The organism is Roseateles rivi (assembly GCF_043555845.1).
GTDB classification, from domain to species: Bacteria; Pseudomonadota; Gammaproteobacteria; order Burkholderiales; family Burkholderiaceae_C; genus Roseateles; species Roseateles rivi.
Window position 1 is genome coordinate 1 of record NZ_JBIGHZ010000001.1, and the last position, 18,280, is coordinate 18,280.

General features: G+C 67.7%; 16 protein-coding genes. 11 read left to right on the forward strand and 5 right to left on the reverse strand.

Annotation, left to right across the window (positions count from 1 at the left end; genetic code table 11):
* From ACG0Z6_RS00005 to ACG0Z6_RS00020, 4 genes are all read left to right on the forward strand, one after another.
* A partial coding sequence (locus ACG0Z6_RS00005; RefSeq protein WP_394457642.1) for a type VI secretion system Vgr family protein occupies positions 1-1,469 on the forward strand: 1,469 nt, incomplete at its 5' end.
* A gap of 9 nt (positions 1,470-1,478) precedes the next feature.
* Positions 1,479-1,919 (forward strand): DcrB-related protein, encoded by a 441-nt coding sequence (locus tag ACG0Z6_RS00010; protein WP_394457644.1) that lies wholly within the window; start codon positions 1,479-1,481, stop codon positions 1,917-1,919.
* A gap of 33 nt (positions 1,920-1,952) precedes the next feature.
* Complete coding sequence (locus ACG0Z6_RS00015; protein ID WP_394457646.1) at positions 1,953-6,728, forward strand: RHS repeat-associated core domain-containing protein; 4,776 nt, start codon at positions 1,953-1,955, stop codon at positions 6,726-6,728.
* 11 nt (positions 6,729-6,739) lie between these two features.
* Positions 6,740-7,090 (forward strand): hypothetical protein, encoded by a 351-nt coding sequence (locus tag ACG0Z6_RS00020; protein WP_394457648.1) that lies wholly within the window; start codon positions 6,740-6,742, stop codon positions 7,088-7,090.
* Here ACG0Z6_RS00020 and ACG0Z6_RS00025 read toward each other — a convergent pair.
* On the reverse strand, positions 7,082-7,219 hold the full coding sequence (locus ACG0Z6_RS00025; RefSeq protein ID WP_394457650.1) for a hypothetical protein: 138 nt from the start codon (positions 7,217-7,219) through the stop codon (positions 7,082-7,084). The two genes, ACG0Z6_RS00020 and ACG0Z6_RS00025, sit on opposite strands and share 9 nt — an antisense overlap.
* 119 nt (positions 7,220-7,338) lie before the next feature.
* Here ACG0Z6_RS00025 and ACG0Z6_RS00030 point away from each other — a divergent pair, with 119 nt between their 5' ends.
* A complete protein-coding gene (locus tag ACG0Z6_RS00030) occupies positions 7,339-7,875 on the forward strand; it encodes a hypothetical protein (RefSeq protein ID WP_394457652.1) in 537 nt (178 codons plus the stop codon).
* 14 nt (positions 7,876-7,889) lie between these two features.
* Here ACG0Z6_RS00030 and ACG0Z6_RS00035 read toward each other — a convergent pair whose 3' ends face one another.
* Both ACG0Z6_RS00035 and ACG0Z6_RS00040 read right to left on the reverse strand, forming a co-directional pair.
* Complete coding sequence (locus ACG0Z6_RS00035; RefSeq protein WP_394457654.1) at positions 7,890-8,372, reverse strand: hypothetical protein; 483 nt, start codon at positions 8,370-8,372, stop codon at positions 7,890-7,892.
* Between the two features lie 160 nt (positions 8,373-8,532).
* Positions 8,533-10,833, reverse strand: a complete 2,301-nt coding sequence (locus ACG0Z6_RS00040) for a heavy metal translocating P-type ATPase (protein WP_394457656.1) — start codon at positions 10,831-10,833, stop codon at positions 8,533-8,535.
* Between the two features lie 152 nt (positions 10,834-10,985).
* Here ACG0Z6_RS00040 and ACG0Z6_RS00045 point away from each other — a divergent pair, with 152 nt between their 5' ends.
* A complete protein-coding gene (locus ACG0Z6_RS00045) occupies positions 10,986-11,432 on the forward strand; it encodes a lactoylglutathione lyase (protein ID WP_394457658.1) in 447 nt (148 codons plus the stop codon).
* Positions 11,433-11,555: 123 nt separating this feature from the next.
* Complete coding sequence (locus tag ACG0Z6_RS00050) at positions 11,556-13,097, forward strand: peptide MFS transporter (protein ID WP_394457659.1); 1,542 nt, start codon at positions 11,556-11,558, stop codon at positions 13,095-13,097.
* Positions 13,098-13,168: 71 nt separating this feature from the next.
* Here the strand turns inward: ACG0Z6_RS00050 and ACG0Z6_RS00055 are convergent, their stop codons facing one another.
* Positions 13,169-13,363, reverse strand: a complete 195-nt coding sequence (locus tag ACG0Z6_RS00055) for a hypothetical protein (RefSeq protein WP_394457661.1) — start codon at positions 13,361-13,363, stop codon at positions 13,169-13,171.
* 122 nt (positions 13,364-13,485) lie between these two features.
* Positions 13,486-13,884 carry a Fur family transcriptional regulator gene (locus ACG0Z6_RS00060; protein ID WP_394457662.1) on the reverse strand — a complete coding sequence of 133 codons (399 nt, stop codon included), beginning with the start codon at positions 13,882-13,884 and terminating at the stop codon, positions 13,486-13,488.
* A 112-nt stretch (positions 13,885-13,996) separates the two neighbouring features.
* Here ACG0Z6_RS00060 and ACG0Z6_RS00065 point away from each other — a divergent pair, with 112 nt between their 5' ends.
* From ACG0Z6_RS00065 to ACG0Z6_RS00080, 4 genes are read left to right on the forward strand one after another with little or no spacing between them, the layout of a single operon-like run.
* On the forward strand, positions 13,997-15,316 hold the full coding sequence (locus ACG0Z6_RS00065) for a YncE family protein (RefSeq protein WP_394457664.1): 1,320 nt from the start codon (positions 13,997-13,999) through the stop codon (positions 15,314-15,316).
* A gap of 30 nt (positions 15,317-15,346) precedes the next feature.
* Positions 15,347-16,486 (forward strand): hypothetical protein, encoded by a 1,140-nt coding sequence (locus tag ACG0Z6_RS00070; protein WP_394457666.1) that lies wholly within the window; start codon positions 15,347-15,349, stop codon positions 16,484-16,486.
* On the forward strand, positions 16,467-17,405 hold the full coding sequence (locus tag ACG0Z6_RS00075; protein WP_394457667.1) for a metal ABC transporter substrate-binding protein: 939 nt from the start codon (positions 16,467-16,469) through the stop codon (positions 17,403-17,405). The genes ACG0Z6_RS00070 and ACG0Z6_RS00075 overlap by 20 nt, the downstream gene beginning before the upstream one ends.
* Positions 17,402-18,172 (forward strand): ABC transporter permease family protein, encoded by a 771-nt coding sequence (locus ACG0Z6_RS00080; RefSeq protein ID WP_394457669.1) that lies wholly within the window; start codon positions 17,402-17,404, stop codon positions 18,170-18,172. Before ACG0Z6_RS00075 ends, ACG0Z6_RS00080 begins: the two co-directional genes overlap by 4 nt.
* The last annotated feature ends 108 nt before the right edge of the window (positions 18,173-18,280 follow it).

The window sequence follows — 18,280 nt, forward strand, 5'->3', positions numbered from 1 at the left end:
TCACCCACCGCTACCCCAAGCGGGAGTTCCAGGTGCAGTACGGCGAGACGGACCTGGTCTTCATCGAGCGGCTCATGCAGGAGTGGGGCCTCTACTACTACTTCGAACACCAGGGCGGGGCGCACCGCCTGGTGGTGGTGGACGACCCCAGCGCGCATGCCAAGAACCCCAGCGAGGCCTACCAGGACGTGGCCTACCACGCGGGGCAGCCCAAGATTGACGAAGAGCACTGCAGCGAGTTCACGCGGCACGAAGGGCTGCAAAGCGGGGCGTGGGTGACCAGCGACTTTGACTTCACCAAGCCGCGCGCGAATCTGCAGCAAAGCGTGGCCATGCCGCGCAAGACCGGCCATGCCGACGGGGAGCTCTACCGCTGGCCGGGGGACTACACCGAGCCTGCCGAAGGCAAAGAGCTGGCGCGCGTGCGCATGGAGCGAGAAGGCAACCCGGGCAGCCGCGCCAGCGGCAGTGGCAATCTGCGGGGCATGGTGCCGGGCTGCACCTTCACGCTGCGCGAACACCCCAACGGCCCGACCAACACCGACTACCTGATTCTGGGCACACACCTGAGCGTGAGCGAGGTGGGCCAAGCCAGCGGGCAGGGCAGCTACCACTGCCACTGCCAGTTCGAAGTGCAAGCGGCCAGCCAGCTCTACCGCAGCAGCCAGCGCCACGCCAAGCCACACACGCACGGGCCGCAAACGGCCATCGTCACGGGCCCGGCCGGGCGCGAGATCTACACGGACCAATACGGCCGCGTCAAAGTGAGCTTCCACTGGAACCGCTACTGCAGCAAGGACGAGAACGCCAGCTGCTGGATCCGCGTGGCCAGCCCGTGGGCGGGCACCAACTTCGGCGGCATCGCCATCCCGCGCATCGGGCAAGAGGTGATCGTCGACTTTGAAAACGGCGACCCCGACCGCCCCATCATCATCGGGCGCGTCTACAACGGGCTGAACATGCCGCCCTGGGAGCTGCCCGCCAATATGACGCAGACGGGCATCCTCACGCGCTCCAGCGAAGGCGGCGGCCCGGCCAACGCCAATGCGCTGCGCTTTGAAGACAAGAAGGGCCAGGAAGAGGTGTGGCTGCATGCGGAGAAGGACCTGCGCACGGAGGTGGAGAACAACGAGAGCCACAGCGTGGGGGTCAACCGCAGCAAGAGCGTGGGCAGCAACGAGACCACCTCCATTGGCGCGCACCGCCGCGAGACCGTGGGTGGCACCCACACCGAAACCATCAAGAAGCAGCGCACGCTGACCGTCACGGAGGCGGGTTCTAGCGAGACCATCCAGAAGGACATTGCCGTGACTTCGGTGGACGGCAACATCGCCATCACCTCCGCGGCGCACTCCATCTTCCTCACGGCCACCACGTCCATCGTGCTGCAAGTCGGCGCCAGCAGCATCACCTTGACCGACGGCAACATCGTCATCAACGGGCCCAAGCAAGTCGACATCAACCCCTGAGTCCTCGCCATGTACCTCATCCAAGAAGCCTCATTGAACCTGCCCGAACCCCTGCAGGACCGCAGCGTGAATGTGCTCAGCTACGTTGAGCCCGGCACGCAAGCGCCTTTTCAAATCGTGCTCAACCGCGACGTGCTGATCGGCGAAGAAACCATTGCGCAGTGTTTCGAGCGCCAGCTCTCGCTGCTGGGGCGCCAGACCAAGCAGTTCAAGATCCTGCGCAAAGACGTGCAGCAACGCGAAGGCGGGCTGCAGCCACTGCACACCGTGGAGAGCAGCTTTGTTCAAGCGGCCCGCACCCACTACCAGCTGCAATGCATGCTGCTTACGGCCAGCGCGCCCAAGCTGCTGGTGTTGACGCTCAGCAGCGGTGTGGCCCTCAACGACGGCCACCGGCGTTTCTGGAACGAACTGCTGGCGACGCTGGACCCCGCACAACCGGCGTCCTGAGGGCTCGGCCCCCGACGAACATAAGGATTCACCATGGGATTGCCGGCCGCCGCCACGCTCGATGACGAAATTCGCCACACACCCATCATGGGGCAAATTCTGAAAGTGGCCACTACCTTGGGGGCTGGCCTGTTGACGGGCTTGGCCATTGGAGCCGCGGCGGTGTTCATTGTGGGCACGGGGGGGCTGGGCGCGGTGGTGTTGGGCGCCGTGGTGGGTGCGGCCATCGGCATGGCGGCCGATGCGGCCTCGCAGGCCATCACAGGCAAGAGCCTGGAAGATGCTATCGCCGCGCCCATCATGGCGGCCATCGACAAATTCTTTCCCGGCGAGGTCAAAGGCACGGTGAGCACCGGCTCGCACAACGTGCGCATCAACAGCAAGAAGGCCGCACGGGCGGCGGGCAAGGTCAGTGGTGCCACGCCGCCCCCACCCGCCCCCAAAACCTGGTGGGATGCCGCGGTGGATGCCGTGCTGTCCATCTTTGACAGCAGCACACCGCCCGATCCCGGTTTTGCGCCGGTGGACATGGACAAAGTGCTGTGCCAGAAGCACCCGCCCTCGCCCGATCAATTCATCGCCCAGGGTTCAGCGGGTGTGTTCATCAACGGCCAACCCGCGGCCCGAGCGGGCGACAAGACCACCTGCGACGCGGTGCTCAGTGTGTTGCCCGACCGGCGCGGCAATGTGGGCATTGGGGGCGGGCAGGTCACGGTGCGGGCCATCAATTCGGAGATGCCGGCCTGGCTGGGGGCTATCGCCAAATGGGGAGGTTTTGCCCTCGCGGTCTGTCAGGCGATACGCGGCAAGGGCCCCTTGCTGAAAAAAGTCATTTGCCTGGGCACCAATATGGCCATTGGCATGGCTGCCGACATGGGCGTACGCGCCGCAGTAGGAGTGGCGGGTCAAGCCCTGGGCGGTGCCAAAGGTCACCCGGTGCACCTGCCCACGGGCAGCAAATTTTTGAACGGTGAGCACGACCAAGACTTCAGCGTGCCCGCGCGACTGCCCCTCGCGCTGGTGCGACGCTACAACGCGGCCCAGGCCGAGCGTGGGCTCTTTGGCCCCGGCTGGACCACGCTGTGGGACACCCAGCTGCACCTGCACCGCCCCGATGTGCTGGGCCTGGGGGACGAGCAGGCTGTGCACGCTTTGTTGGACGAACAAGGCCGCTGGCTGCCACTGCCCGCCCTGGCGCCCGGGCAGCGCCACCACTTGCTGCAAGAAGGCCTGAGCTTTGCCTGCCTGGACAGCGGCCACTACCTGCTGATGAGTGACGACGGCCTGGTGCTCAACTTCGGCCCGGCCCACAGCGATGCGCCCCACACCCTGCACCTGCAAAGCCTGGAAGACCCGCACGGCAACCGCCACCATCTGCGCCGTGACGAGCAAGGGCGCCTCACCCATGTGGCCAGCAGCTGCGGCCAGGAATTGGTCTTGCACTACGCCGCGGGCCAGAGCGGCCCCGAGCGCATCAGCCTGCGTGCCGCGCAAGCGCCCGGCGAGCTGCTGCTGCTGGCCAGCTACCGCTACAACGCCGAGGGGCAGCTCAGTGGCGTCAGCAACGCGCTGGGCCAGGAGACCCGACGCTTTGCCTACAACTCGCAAGGCCTGATGTGCCAACAAACCCTGCCCACAGGGCTGCAGGTGGACTACCAATGGCAGCACTTTGCCCAAGCCGCCGAGCCGCAGTCCGTGCTTGCCGCAGGAGGCGGGCACTGGCGTGTGGTGGGCTGGCGCACCAGCCTGGGCGAGCAGGTGGAGCTTCAGTACGAGCTGGCCCAACGCCGGGCCTGGGCCCGCACCCAAGCGCCCGAACTGGCCCCGCGCACCGAAGCGTGGCAGTGGGACGAGGACCTGCGCATCACCCGCTACACCGACCCCCTGGGCCAAGACACCCAGCTCACCTGGCACCCCGAGCAGCGCCAGCTGCTGGCGCTGGTGGCCCCCGGCGGCGTGAGCTGCAAGTTTGATTACGACGAGCGCGGCAACCTCAGCGCCGTGCAAGACCCGCTGGGCCGCGTGACCCAAACCCAGTGGCATGAGCAGCTCGCTCTGCCGCTGGTGCAAAGCTATGCCGACGGCAGCCAAGAGCGCTGGACCTACGACGAAGTGGGCGGTCTGCTCGGCCATGTCTTCCAGCCCGCGCCCAGCGAGCCCCCGTTGCCGCCCCTGACCCAGAGCTGGGTGCTGGACGATCATGGGCAGGCCGTGGCGCACACCGACGGGCGCGGCGGCACCCAGCACTACGCCTACACCCGCCACGGCTTGCTGCGTTTCGCGCGCGACTGCTCAGGCCAAGCCAGCCACTGGCACTGGGGCCCGCGCGGCGAACTGCTGAGCCACACCGACGCCCTGGGCCACACCACCCAATGGCAATGCGACGCCCTGGGTCAGCCCCTGGCCCAGCGCCAAGCCAACGGCGAAGTGCTGCGCTGGCAATGGGGCCCGGCGGGCCAGTTGAGCGCGCAGCAAGATGCGGCCGGCCACATCAGCCGCACGCGCTACAACCCGCTGGGGCAGGCCTTGGCCCAGACCGACCCGCTGGGCCAGACCACGCGGCTGCACTACAACGCCCTGGGCGAGCTGCAAAGCCTCACCGACGCGCTGGGCCAGCGCACGCGCTTTGAGCACGACGCCGCCGGGCGCCTGGTGGCCCAGCAGGGCAGCGACGGCCTGCGCACCGAATACCAGCTCGACGCCCAAGGCTGGCCCGTGCAAGTGCGCGAAGCCGTGGGCACCGAGCAGGCCCAGCACATCGACCTCTACCGCGACCTGCTGGGGCGGCTGCGCGCCAAACACACGCCGCTGAGCCACACCCACTACCACTACGACGCGGCCGACCGGCTGCACCAGGTCCAGCGCTGGGCCGCGCCTGTAGCAGCAGCGGCGCGGCTGACACCCGAGCAAGCCCTGGTGCCACCGCCCACCCCGCAGTGGGACGAACACCGCTTTGTGTACGACGCCTGGGGCCATCTGGCCGAGGAACACGCCTGCCACTGGCCGCAACTGCCCGCTGGCGCGCCGCCCAGCGAGGCCGCACCGCGGCGCAGCTGCATCCAGCACCAGCACGACGCCCTGGGCAACCGCACCGCCACCACGCTGCCCCAGGGTCAAACCCTCAACTACCTGCACTACGGCAGCGGGCACCTGCACCAGATCAACCTGGACGGGCGCGTCATCAGCGACATCGAGCGCGACGCACTGCACCGCGAAGTGCGGCGCAGCCAAGGCAGCTTGCGCACCCACTGGCAGCGCGACGCGCTGGGCCGCCCGCTGCAGCAGTGGTGCAGCCAAGGCGCCATGGCCTGGCTGCCCCGGCTGCTGCAACCCGGGCAAAACGCCCAGCCCGGTGAGCTCGGGGCCCAGCCCTGGGGCGCGCTGCTGCGGCCCGCACAGCTCAGCGGCGCCCACATTGCCTTGCCCTCCAAGGCCTGGCATTGGGATGCCAGCGGCGAGCTGGCACAGCGCATCGACCCCATCCAGGGCGAGCAGCACTACGGCTACGACGCCGCCGGGCGCCTGGTGCGCAGCCGCAACGCCAGCGCCCCCGCTCCCAGCAGTGGGCTGGACCTGAGGGAGCTGACCGCCCAACACCACCCCCACCTCGCCCCGCTGAGTGCGCAGGACTGGCGCGAAGACTTCGACTGGGACGCCGCCTCCAACCCGCGCTCGGGCTCCCAAGGTTCCGAAGGCCACGTGCGGCACAACCGGCTGCTGGTGTGGCAAGACCAACGCTACGCCTACGACACCCTGGGGCGGCTCATCCACAAACAAGCCGGGCGCCACACCGAGCAGCACCTGCAGTGGAACGCCGAGCACCAGCTTGAATCGGTGCACACCAAGCGCAACGGCAAGCCGCAGAGCGTCAGCTTCGAGTACGACGCCCTGGGCCGGCGCATCAGCAAGACCAACAGCTTTGGCAGCGTGTTCTTTGTGTGGGAAGGCCTGCGCCTGCTGCAAGAGCAGCAAGGCCCCCGCATCACCACCCTGGTCTACGAGCCCGGCAGCTACGCCCCGCTGGCGCGCATCGACAGCACGCCGCCGCCCCTGGGCGAAGCGGCCGACCCACCCAAAGCCCGCCTCTACTGGTTCCACACCAACCCCAGCGGCGCGCCCGAGGAGCTCAGCGACGAAGACGGCCGCATCCACTGGCGCGCGCGCTACAAGAGCTGGGGCAACCTGGCGCTGCAAGACACCCCCGAGGCCGACGCCGACCGCTTTGCGCAGCCCCCGCTGCAAGCGCAAAACCTGCGCCTGCAAGGCCAATACGCCGACGCTGAAACCGGCCTGTACTACAACACCTTCCGCTACTACGATCCCGACTGCGGCCGGTTTATCTCCCAGGACCCGATTGGATTGGCGGGCGGGATGAATTTGTATCAGTTTGCGCCCAATGCGATTTCTTGGATTGATCCGTGGGGGTGGAGTTGTGGCAATGCATTGGGCGGCAGACGAGGGCACAATAGGGCCGTAAAGGGGGTAGGCAAGTACGAGGTTGGGGCCTACGACGCGTTGAAGAGTCGATCGGTTCCGGGTGATGGCCTCGATATTCACCATGCGATGCAGAAGAACCCGGCCGGACAAGCTGTTGGTGGCTACAACCCGGCAACTGGGCCTTCGATAGCTGTCCCACGAGGCGAGCATTCGAGGATTCCAACGATCAAGGGTGAGTACACCGGCACTGCGAGGGATCTGCTCGCCAAAGACATTCGCGATCTTCGCAACAACACCAACGCACCGAACAGCTCATTGCATGAGTTGATCGACCTGAACAAGCAGACGTACCCCGGGGCGTTTGGGAAGTAGAGAGAACCAACGTGAACAGTGAAGACTTTGTTGAGGCCCTCAGACGTCATGTTGGGGATGCTGCAGTCGAAGACATGATTGCTAACCTGAAGCAACCGCCTAGCAGACGTGTACCACCAGCGGAACGGGCTCGATCAGACTGGTACAACGCCCTGTCACCAGAGGACGCCAAGCACGTCAATAGCGTCATTGCCACTGCTGTGCATGAAGCGATGTTCGGCGTTCTTGCTGTGCTCGATGGAGCGCGAACGATTGATGACGAGGGTGGACGATTCGAGTTGGCGTATCTCGCCGATCAGCGGGTCATATTGAATGATCCGCAGGCGATTGGTCTACACGATTTGCTGAACGCTTCAAGCTGAAAGCCGCTCGACGGCCACGACCACGGCCGCGGTGACGATCTCGATGCCCTTAAAGCCCTTCAGGTCGAGCAAGTGGGCATCACTCGAGACGATCAGGTCGGCCCGCGCTGCCAGCGCGGCGGCCAGCACCTAGTCATTGGCCGGATCGCGCGTGATGGTGGCCGGCGCCGCGTAGCCGTCGAAAACATCGGCCACCGTCAGCCCGCGATTGGCCAGCTGCCGGGCAAACTCTCCCGGGAGAGCACCCCTTGCAGCTCGACCTCTACCGCGACCTGCTGGGGCGGCTGCGCGCCAAACACACGCCGCTGAGCCACACCCACTACCACTACGACGCGGCCGACCGGCTGCACCAGGTCCAGCGCTGGGCCGCGCCTGCAGCGGCAGCGGCGCGGCTGACACCCGAGCAAGCCCTGGTGCCACCGCCCACCCCGCAGTGGGACGAACACCGCTTTGTGTACGACGCCTGGGGCCATCTGGCCGAGGAACACGCCTGCCACTGGCCGCAACTGCCCGCTGGCGCGCCGCCCAGCGAGGCCGCACCGCGGCGCAGCTGCATCCAGCACCAGCACGACGCCCTGGGCAACCGCACCGCCACCACGCTGCCCCAGGGTCAAACCCTCAACTACCTGCACTACGGCAGCGGGCACCTGCACCAGATCAACCTGGACGGGCGCGTCATCAGCGACATCGAGCGCGACGCACTGCACCGCGAAGTGCGGCGCAGCCAAGGCAGCTTGCGCACCCACTGGCAGCGCGACGCGCTGGGCCGCCACGCGGTCCCGTAGCTCCCCCGCTGCCCCTACCTCGTATACGACTGCGCCTGCACCGAGCTGATTTTCAGCCCGGTGAGGGTTCTGGAGAGCACCATCGTCTCTTCCGAGGTGCTGCGTATATTGGGGAGTTGGGCCCTCGACATGAGGCTTTGGGCGGTATAGCTCACTTCGGCCTTCAGCCAGGGAAAGCGTGAGCGGGTGATGACGAAGTCGTCGTATTCGGTGTGAAGCTGGGCTTGAAGCAGGATGTAGGCGGCAGATGCTTGTTTGAGGTAGCCGCAGATCTCGTCTTTGCCGCCCTCAACTTCCCAGGTGCCTTGGAGCATTTCGGCGTGGACCACCACTTCGGCGTCTGTCGTGAAGTTGTCACAGGCGGCAGGGTCTCCGCTCATGGCTTTGGCTGCGTGGTTGGCCACCCAGGATTTGAGGTGGCGTTCTGAAAACACGTACTCCGCGTGGGCGAAATAGGCCAAAAACGCAGTTGCAAAGAGGAAGATCTTTGTTTTCATGGGGTGGTGCCTCGAGGGCTGAGTCCGCTTCAAACCCCGGAGTGGGAAAAATTTGCGCAGCAAAGCGCCGCTGGGGTCATGTCATGCATTGTTGACATTCGGGGGCTTGGGCGGCAAACCCCCTTAACGGGGGCGTGGGCACCCCATTACGGCGTAGCTGTCAATGCCATGGGCCCCGCCACCTCAACACCCGCAAGCCATTGGCCACCACCAGCAGGCTGGCGCCGACGTCGGCGACCACGGCCATCCACATATGGGCTTGGCCGAGGAGGGCGGCGGCCATGAAGGCGGCTTTGATGCCCAGCGCCAGGCTGATGTTTTGCCACAGCAGGGTGTGGGTGCGGCGTGAGAGGGCGATGGCTTCGGGCAGGCGGCGCAGGTCGTCGGTCATGATGACCACGTCGGCGGCTTCCATGGCGGTGTCGGTGCCTGCGCCGCCCATGGCAAAGCCCAGGTCGGCACCGGCCAGGGCGGGGGCGTCGTTGATGCCGTCGCCCACCATGCCGATGGGGCCCAGTTGCTGGCGCAGCTGTTGCAGGGCTTGGAGCTTGTCTTGCGGCAGCAGTTCGGCGCGCAGCGTGGCCACGCCCGCAGCTTGGGCGATGGCCTGGGCGGTGCGGGTGTTGTCGCCGGTGAGCATGACGGTGTGCACACCCAGGCGCTGCAGGGCTTGCAGGGCCTCGCGGGCGTGGGGGCGCAGGGTGTCGGCCACGGCGTAGCAGGCCAGCAGGCCTTGGGCGTCGGCCAGCAGGCTGACGCTGCGCCCAGCCGCCTCATGGGCGTGCAGCTGGGCTTGCTGTGCGGGGCTGAGGGCGTGGGTGGCGCTGATCCAGCGCACCTGGCCCAGCTGCAGGGTTTGCAGGCCGCTGGCGCTGCGCTGCTGGGCGGTGAGGCCGCAGCCGGGCAGGGCTTGCAGCTGTTCCAGTTCGGGCAGCGGTGCCGGTGTGGGGCTGCCCAGACCCTGGGCGATGGCTTGGGAGACCGGGTGGTCGGAGCGCTGCGCCAGGGCATGGGCCAGGGCGTGGACTTGGGCGGCTGAGGCGCCTTCGCGCCAGAGCTCCGCCGCCACGAGTTCGGGGCGGCCTTGGGTGAGGGTGCCGGTTTTGTCCAGCGCCATCGCGCGCAGCCGCCGCGCTTGTTCCAGGTGCAGGCCGCCTTTGAAGAGCAGGCCCCGGCGCGCGGCTGCGGTCAGCCCGCTGACGATGGTCACGGGCGTGGCAATCACCAGCGCACAGGGGCAGGCAATGACCAGCAGCACCAGGGCCTGGTAGGCCGCCTCCAGCCAGCCCCAGCCCAGCAGCAGCGGGGCGCCCACAGCCACGCCCAGGGCCAACACAAACACGGCCGGGGTGTAGACGGCGGCAAAGCGGTCGACAAAGCGCTGCGTGGGCGCGCGGCTGGCCTGGGCCTGCTCGACGGCTTCGATGATGCGCGCCAGCAGGCTGTCTTGCGCCAGGGCGGTGGCGCGCAGCTCCAGCTCGCCTTGCTGGTTGATGCTGCCGGCGTAGACGGCGTCGCCCGGGCCTTTGTCCACGGGCAGGCTCTCGCCGGTGATGGGCGATTGGTCCAGCGCGCTGTGGCCGCGCAGCACCTGGCCGTCGAGCGCGGCGCGCTCGCCCGGGCGCAGGCGCACGGTCTGCCCAAGGGCAATCTCGCCCACGGGCTGGCGCAGCCAGCGGCCGTCGGCCTGCAGCACCTCGGCATCGGGCGGGCTCAGCGCCAGCAGGGTGCGGATGGCGTTGCGCGCGCGCTCCACCGAGCGGCCTTCGATGAGCTCGGCCAGGGCGTAGAGGGACATCACCATGGCAGCCTCGGGCCAGCTGCCAATGGCGATGGCGCCGGTGACGGCCACGGCCATGAGCGCGTTGATGTTGAGCCGCCCTTGGCGCAGTGCCTGCCAGCCCTTGCGGTAGGTGCCCAGGCCCGACAGCGCCACGGCGCCCACCGCCACGGCCAGGCCCAGGTAGCGCCACAGCGCGGCCTCCCCGCCGAAGTCGTGCAGGCCCTCGGCCGTCAGGGCCAAGGCCAGCGCCAGCAGCAGGCGCGGCAGCGGGTTTACCTCTGCCGGTGCGGCGCTGGGGGCTTGCGCGTGGTGGTGCCCGTGGTGCTCGTCGCCGTGGTGGTCATGCGCGTGGGCGTGGCCATGCGCAGCCGTGCCGCAGCCGCTGGCGGGGTTCTCGCAGCAGCCGGTCTCGGGCGCGCGGCGGGCCTCTTCAGGGGCTTGCAGCAGCTGCGGCGTGTAGCCCAGGCCGCGTATGGCGCTCAGCATTGGCGGCGCCAGCTCGGCGGCCTGGCTGCCGGGCTGCAGCTGGGCGCTGAGCACGCGTCGGCGCAGGTCAAAGCGCAGTCCCACCACGCCGGGCAGGGCGTCCAGGGCGCGGCGCACCTCGGCCTCCTCGGCGGCGCAGTCCATTTCACGGATGTGGATGTGCAAGGCGGTGGGGGCGGTGTGAGTGCTCATGGGGACATTGGAATCTTGCGCGGGCAGATTTTTCGGCGCAGCCTTGTCGCGGGAGTGGGTATTCAAACCACCGGCCGCCCGTGGGTTTGCCATGCAGCCCAGTCTAGAGGCAGGCCGCACAATCGCGCCGCCACACTGAATTGGAGAGCCCCATGAATTACCTGCACACCATGGTGCGCGTGACAGATTTGCAAGCCTCGCTGGCCTTTTACTGCGAGGCCCTGGGCCTGCGCGAGGTGCGCCGCAGCGAGCACGAGGCTGGGCGTTTCACCCTGGTCTATCTGGCCGCACCCAGCGACGCGCCCGGCCCCCTGCAGCCCCAGCTGGAGCTGACCTACAACTGGCCCGATGCGCAAGGCCAGGTGGAGCAGTACGGCGGTGGGCGCAACTTCGGCCACCTGGCCTATGCCGTGCCCGACATCTACGCCGCCTGCGAGCGCCTGCAGCGCCACGGCGTGACCCTCTTGCGCCCGCCGCGTGATGGGCGCATGGCCTTTGTGCGCTCGCCCGACCAGATCTCCATCGAGCTGCTGCAGCAAGGCGGGGCCTTGGCACCGGCCGAGCCCTGGGTCTCCATGCCCAATGTGGGCGCCTGGTGATCAGGGATATCCCGTACGTACTGACTTGCCGCTGACAGAGCCGGGGCAACGAGAATCGCGCCCTCTGCGCCGCACAAACGGCTGCCTGACTGATTGCCCCGTTCCACTACCCGGAGCCTTGACTTGAGCACCCAAACCGCCCCCACGCCTGGGCACAAAATCCTGGGCCACCCCGACAGCCTCTTCGTCCTGTTCTTCACAGAGATGTGGGAGCGCTTCTCCTACTACGGCATGCGCGCCTTGCTGGTGCTGTTCCTGATCTCCGAAACCGCCAAGGGCGGCTGGGGCTGGAGCCGCGCCGAGGCCACCCAGCTCTACGGCTGGTACACCATGCTGGTGTACCTGACGCCGATTCTGGGCGGCTATATCGCCGACCGCTTCATGGGTACGCGCCGGGCGGTTTTGCTGGGCGCCATCATCATCGCGGCGGGTCATGCCTCGCTGTTCTTCGAGACCGTGCCGCTGTTCTACACCGGCCTGTCGCTCATCATCCTGGGCACGGGGCTGTTCAAGCCCAATATCTCGGCCATCGTGGGCCAGCTCTACGACAAGAACGACGCGGCCGGCCGTGACGGCGGCTACACGCTGTTCTACATGGGCATCAACGCCGGCGCCTTCTTCGGCATCTCGCTGTGCGGCTATATCGGCGAGAAGATCTCCTGGCACTATGGCTTTGGCCTGGCCGGTGTGTTCATGATTCTGGGCGCGCTGCAGTTCTACCTGGCGCAGGGCATCTTCGGCAAGATTGGCGATCCGCCTTCGGACGAGAGCCGTGCCGCAGCCCTGCAGGCCCAGCAAGACGAGGGCCCGGCCCATGTGGTGCGTGACCGCCTCATCGCCATCGGCGTGTTCTCCTTCTTCACCATCTTCTTCTGGTTCGCGTTCGAGCAGGCCGGCGGGTCCATGACCATCTTTGCCGCCGACTACACCGACCGCACCCTCACCGGCAGCGCTGGCACCATCTTCAACCTCGTCAACACCGTGCTGACGCTGGGCCCGGCCGTGGTGCTGACCTGGTTGCTGGCCAAGCTCTTTGGCGGCACGGGTGGCAAGTACCTCACCTCCAACCTGCTGCTGGTTGGCGCGCTGGGCCTGATCTGGGCGCTGTCGCTGTGGATGCTGGGCCGCGAGTTCGGGGCTGAGAGCACCGTCGTGCCCGCCACCTGGTTTGGGGTGCTGAACTCCTTCTTCATCGTCATCCTGGCCCCGGCCTTTTCCAAGATGTGGGAGCGCCACTGGAACCCTTCAGGCCCGGTGAAGTTCGGCGTGGGTCTGGTGCTGCTGGGCCTGGGCTTTTTGTCGCTGGCCATCGGCGCTTCGAGCATCCCGCCCGGCGCCAAGACGGCGCAGATCAGCATGATGTTCATCATCCTGGCCTACTTGCTGCACACCATGGGTGAGCTCTGCCTCTCGCCCGTGGGCCTGTCCTATGTGTCCAAGCTCGCTCCGGCGCGCTTGCTGGGCCTGATGTTTGGCGTGTGGTTCGTCAACAGCGCCGTGGCCAACTGGGTGGCGGGCAAGACGGGCAGCTATATCGACGTGATCTCGACGACCTACTCGATGTCCACCTTCTTCCTGATCTTCACCCTCGTGCCCGCAGGCGCAGGCGTGGTGCTGATGCTGCTGGCACCGTGGATGAAGAGGAAGATGCACGGCATCCACTGAGCTGCGCTGCTGCGCGCAAACACCAAGGCTCCGCATGCGGAGCCTTTTTTCATGCGGCGCGCGCGCCGCGCTCAACGCCAAGGGGTGAGGCGCTGCGCGTTGTTGACGGTTTCCCAGTCAGACCACTTCAGCTCAAGCACCTCCAACCCAGGCACGGTGGGAGGATGCGCCTGTTGGGCTTGAGTGGGCTCGGGCGCCGCTGCAGGGGCGGGGGCGGGCGGGGACGGTGCTAGCCCGAGGCGGCGGATGAAACGAAGAACGGGCATGGCAAAGCTCCGAAGGCATGCCCGGCTATCGGACGGTCTGTGCCCGTGCTGCAGAGGGCCGAGGGGGCCAGCGTCCTGCAGTCGGAGGAGGGCGGCGCGGCCGCTGTGACTTTCTGCCGCCTTCAGGCGCGGCTGCGGCTGGCCCGTGCCGGTTTGGCGCAGTCCTGGCAGCGGCCGTAGAGCGTGAGGTCGTGCGCTTCCACCGTGAAACCCGCCGGTGCCAGGCGGGAGAGATCGCCCGGGCAGGCGTGCACATCGAACACGCGCTGGCAGTGCAGGCACTGGAAGTGATGGTGGTGGTGTTGGCCCACCAGCTCAAAACGCGGGTTCTCGCCGGGCAGGTTCACGGCCTGCAGTTCGCCCTCTTCCACCAGGGCTTTGAGGTTGCGGTAGACGGTGGCGATGCCCAGGCCTGGCACGCTCAGCTGTGCGGCCTCCAGGACTTCTTGCGGCAGTAATGGGCGTTGTGCTTGCGCGATGGCCTCTTGAATGGCGCTGCGCTGGCGGGTATTGCGTTGCATGGCGTAAGCGTAGCGGAAGTGACCACCTCCCAACACCTTGTCTGCCCCAGAAGTGGTGTTCCTTGTTGATAATGAAATTCCAATATGATGACGACTCTCAGGGAGAGAAGTCATGATGCAGAACACCAAGACACACACCAAGCGCTGGCGCGCAGGCCTGCTGGCGGGCAGTGCAGCGCTGAGTTTGCTGGCCGCTTGCGGCGGCGGGGCTGAGCCAGAGTCGGCCCACGAGCACGAGGCCACCAGCATTCAAACCGGCGGCCGCCTGGCCTTGGCCGAAGCAGGCGCACCAGCGCTGCACGTCTTTGACCGCGACAGCAACAGCGTGCAAGCCAGCCATGCGCTCTTGGGCGTGGCTTCGGCGGTTCATGCCAGCCCCGGTGGGCGCTATGCCGTGGTGTTCCAGCGCACACAAGACCGCGTGCAGTTTGTCGACGGTGGCATTTGGCAAGAAAACCATGGCGACCACATGCACGACTACAAGCAGGGCTCCAAAGCCGTGAGCTTTGTGCTCAGCGGCCCCAGGCCCTCGCATTACGACGTGGAAGCCGGCAAGCAAGCGGCTGTGTTTTTGGATGGCAACGCGGCGGCCAGCCCTGTGCAAAACGCAGGCGTGCGTGTCATCAGCGACGCCTCCATCGCGGCAGGCCAAACCCTGGCGGCGCTGGACTTGAGCGCCCCTCTGCACGGCATGGCCGAGCCCGTGGGCAACAAGCTGCTGGTCGCCACCCGCGCGGCTGACGCTGTGGACGCCCTGCCCACCCACCTGACGCACTACCAACGCAACGGCACGGCCTACACCCCCGTGGCCCAAGTGCCCGCACGCTGCAACACCATGCATGGCAGCTACAGCTCTGGCAGCAGCACGGTCACGGGTTGCGAGGAGGGCATGCTGCTGGTGCGGCATGTGTCGGCCACGGCCGTGGACGCGGGGCGCCTGATCCGCACCCCGCAATGGGTGGGCACCATCGCCGGGCACCCGCTGCTGCCCGACCAGTTCATCGGCTTTGGCACCGAAGGGGAGGCGCCTGGCGCCACGACCACGCGCTTCTTCGCCCTGGATGGGGTCAGTGGCGAGGTCAGCCCCTTGGTGCCCGAGGGTTGGAGCACCGGCAACCTGCGCCGCGCGCACGGCTTTGATCGCAGCGGCCAGCGCTTCTTCATCCTGGACGGGCAAGGCACGCTGACGGTGCTGCAGCGCCAGGGCAGCGGCTGGGCCACGCTCAAGCGCTGGAGCGGCGTCATCCCGGCCATGCCATCGTCCGCGCCTTGGCCCGCGCTGGCGGCCAACGGGGCTGCCGATGAGCTCTACCTCAGCGACCCCGTGGCCAAGCAACTGCTGGTGCTTAACAGCAAGACCGGTGAAGTGGTGACCCGACACCCCCTCACGTTCGTGCCCTCGGCCATGGCCTGGCTGGGCATCAAGCGCTGAGGTAAAACCATGCATTCTTTGAGACACAACATGATTGCCAAACACACCCTGGCCGCCTTGGCCACCCTCACCCTGTGCGGCACCGCGGCGGCCCAAGCCAATGACAGCTGGCGCCTGGGCGCTGTGCTGGATGCGGCCTACACCACCCGCGCGCTGGAGCTGGGCGGGCGCGACAAAGGCCTGCAGCTGGGCCACAGCGACCTCACCGCCAGCGGCCCACTCGGGCGCTGGGCACGCGCGCAGTTCACCCTGGTGCTGGCCACGCATGAAGGCAAGCTCGAACGCGAGCTTGAAGAAGCCTGGGTCGACAGCACCGCGCTGCCCGCAGGCCTGCAGCTGCGTGCGGGGCGCTTTGCGTCGCAGATTGGCTACCTCAACCAACAGCACCCGCATGCCGACGATTTCGTCGAGCGCCCGCTGCTGTACCGCGGCCTTTTTGGCGGGCACTGGAGTGACGACGGCCTGCGCCTGAACTGGACCGCGCCCACGCCTTTCTATCTGATGCTTGGCGTTGAAGCCCTGCGTGGCAAACGCCTGGTGGAGGAAACGGCAGCGGCCGCCCCGCGCGTGGGGGCCAGCACCTGGGTGATCAAAGCCGGTGACGACATCGGGCGCTCGCACAGCTGGCAGCTGGGGCTGTCCTACATCCACAACCGCCGCGAAGCTGCGCTGGAAGACCACGGGGCCGAGCCCCTGTTGGAAGCCGCAGCCGAGCACGCCCATGAGCACGCGCACGGCGCGCAGTTCAGCGGCCGCAAAACCTGGCTGGTGGACGCTACCTGGAAATGGGCGCCCGGCGGCAACAACCGCGAACAGCAGCTGCGCCTGAACGTGGAGGCCGCGCGCACCACGGGGCTCAACCGCTACGCCACCTCGCAAGACCAGCACCAGGCCGAATCCGTCTCGCTGGTGTGGCGCTTCCAGTCGGAGTGGGAGCTGGGGGCCCGCACTGACTGGCTGCGCGCCAGCATGCCCCATGGCGACCACTTCCACGGCGCGCGGCTGCGCGAGCACGCCCTGATGCTGGCCTGGAAGCCCAGCCATATGCAGACGGTGCGCCTGCAATACAGCACCCAGCGCGGCGCGGTTGAATTTGAAAACCCCGCCAAACGTTCCCTCCAACTGCAGTACATCTTGGCCTTCGGGGCCCATGGATCCCATGCGTTTTGATGCCACTTTGAAGCGCGCCGCCGCAGCGGCACTGGCCCTGCTGGGCACGGCGCTGGCCACACCTGCCGCCGCCCTGACGGTGTTTGCCTGCGAGCCCGAATGGGCCGCCCTTACGCGCGTGCTGCTGCCCAGTGCGCGCGTGCACGTGGCCACCCACGCCGAGCAGGACCCCCACCACATCGAGGCCCGCCCCGCGCTCATCGCGCAGCTGCGTGCGGCTGAGGTGGTGGTGTGCACCGGCGCGTCGCTGGAGGGGGGCTGGCTGCCCACGCTGCAAGAGCGCGCGGGCAATGCGCGAGCCCGTGAGGTGTTCTTCGCCGCGGCACAGGTGTCGCTGCTCAACCCCCAGCCCAGCGCCATTGGCACGCCCTGGGCGGGTGATGTGCATGCCGAGGGCAACCCCCATGTGCACCTGGACCCGCGCCGCCTGCTGCAGGTGACGGCTGCACTGGCCCAGCGCCTGGGCCAGGAAGCCCCGGCCGAGCGCGCGGGCATTGAGCAGCGCCGTGCCGCGTTTGAAGCGCGCTGGCGCCAGCACATTGCCGCCTGGGAGCGCAGTGCCGCACCCCTGCGCGGCCAGCGCGTGGCGGCCCAGCACACCAGCTTTGCCTACCTGTGGCATTGGCTGGAGATCAAGCAAGACGCCGACCTCGAACCCAAGCCCGGCATGGCGCCCACGCCCGGGCATTTGCAGCGGCTGCTCGAAGGCCTGCGCAGCGCACCGCCCATGGCCGTGGTGGCGTCCAACTACCAAGACCCGCGCTCGGCACGCTGGCTCACCACGCAGCTGGAGAGCGCCAAAGTCAAAGTGCCGCTGTTGGTGCTGCCCGCCACCGTGGCCGAAGACGCGGCCGAGCCGCAGCTGGTGCAGTGGATGGATACCTTGGTGCGTCAGCTGCTGCAGGCGGCCAAGCCATGAGCCTGGACACGCTGCTGCTGGACGCCTGGTTCATGCTGCCCCTGCTGGCGCTGCTGTGCGGCGTGCTGGCCCTCGCGCCCCTGGGGGCGCAGGTGCTGGCACGCGGCGTGGTGTTCATCGACCTGGCCGTGGCCCAGGCCGCGGCGGCGGCGGCGCTGTGGGTGGGCGCGGCCATGGAGCATGCCGACTGGCTCACCACCCACGGCCTGGCCGTGGCGGGGGCGCTGGCCTGCGCGGGCGTGGTGGCCTGGGTGTCGCGGCGCTGGCCCGCGCAGCGCGAGGCCTTGATTGGCCTGCTCTACGTGGCTGGTGCCAGCATTGCCCTGCTGGGCGCGCGCCAAGACCCACATGGCCGCGAACGCATGGCCGAGCTGCTGGCCGCTGATGTGCTGTGGGCCCACACCCCGCAGGTGGCGGTGCTGGCGGGCTGCGCGGCCCTGGTGCTGCTGCTGGGGCGGCGCCTGACGCGTGACGTGGTGTTCTTCCCCGTCTTTGCCGTGGTCACCAGCCTGGCTGTGCCGGTGCTGGGTTTGTTCCTGGTGTTTGCCACGCTCATCGCCCCGGCGCTGTGGCAGCGCAGCGGTGTGGCGCCCTGGCGCGCCTGGGGCGGGGCAGTGCTGGCTTGTGCACTGGGCTTGGGGGCGAGCTGGGCTTGGGACGCCCCCAGCGGCGCCTGCGTGGCGCTGGCGCTGGCCAGCTATGGCGCGCTCAGTGCCCTGCGCCACAGCGCGCGGCTGTCTGAGCCGCCTGCGACGGGGCCGGGCTGAGGCATTGGCATTGGCATTGGCATTGGCATTGGCATTGGCATTGGCATTGGGCGCGGTGGCCGACTAATCTTGAGCATCTGGGCTCCGCCCCTGTTTGAGCTCCGCACT

Bases quoted from the DNA above. Each gene is read 5' to 3' on its own strand.
- ACG0Z6_RS00040 (WP_394457656.1), bottom strand. From the start codon at position 10,833: ATGAGCACTCACACCGCCCCCACCGCCTTGCACATCCACATCCGTGAA.
- ACG0Z6_RS00010 (WP_394457644.1), top strand. From the start codon at position 1,479: ATGTACCTCATCCAAGAAGCCTCATTGAACCTGCCCGAACCCCTGCAG.
- ACG0Z6_RS00055 (WP_394457661.1), bottom strand. From the start codon at position 13,363: ATGCCCGTTCTTCGTTTCATCCGCCGCCTCGGGCTAGCACCGTCCCCG.
- ACG0Z6_RS00060 (WP_394457662.1), bottom strand. From the start codon at position 13,884: ATGCAACGCAATACCCGCCAGCGCAGCGCCATTCAAGAGGCCATCGCG.
- ACG0Z6_RS00015 (WP_394457646.1), top strand. From the start codon at position 1,953: ATGGGATTGCCGGCCGCCGCCACGCTCGATGACGAAATTCGCCACACA.
- ACG0Z6_RS00070 (WP_394457666.1), top strand. From the start codon at position 15,347: ATGATTGCCAAACACACCCTGGCCGCCTTGGCCACCCTCACCCTGTGC.
- ACG0Z6_RS00045 (WP_394457658.1), top strand. From the start codon at position 10,986: ATGAATTACCTGCACACCATGGTGCGCGTGACAGATTTGCAAGCCTCG.
- ACG0Z6_RS00080 (WP_394457669.1), top strand. From the start codon at position 17,402: ATGAGCCTGGACACGCTGCTGCTGGACGCCTGGTTCATGCTGCCCCTG.
- ACG0Z6_RS00075 (WP_394457667.1), top strand. From the start codon at position 16,467: ATGGATCCCATGCGTTTTGATGCCACTTTGAAGCGCGCCGCCGCAGCG.
- ACG0Z6_RS00065 (WP_394457664.1), top strand. From the start codon at position 13,997: ATGATGCAGAACACCAAGACACACACCAAGCGCTGGCGCGCAGGCCTG.
- ACG0Z6_RS00035 (WP_394457654.1), bottom strand. From the start codon at position 8,372: ATGAAAACAAAGATCTTCCTCTTTGCAACTGCGTTTTTGGCCTATTTC.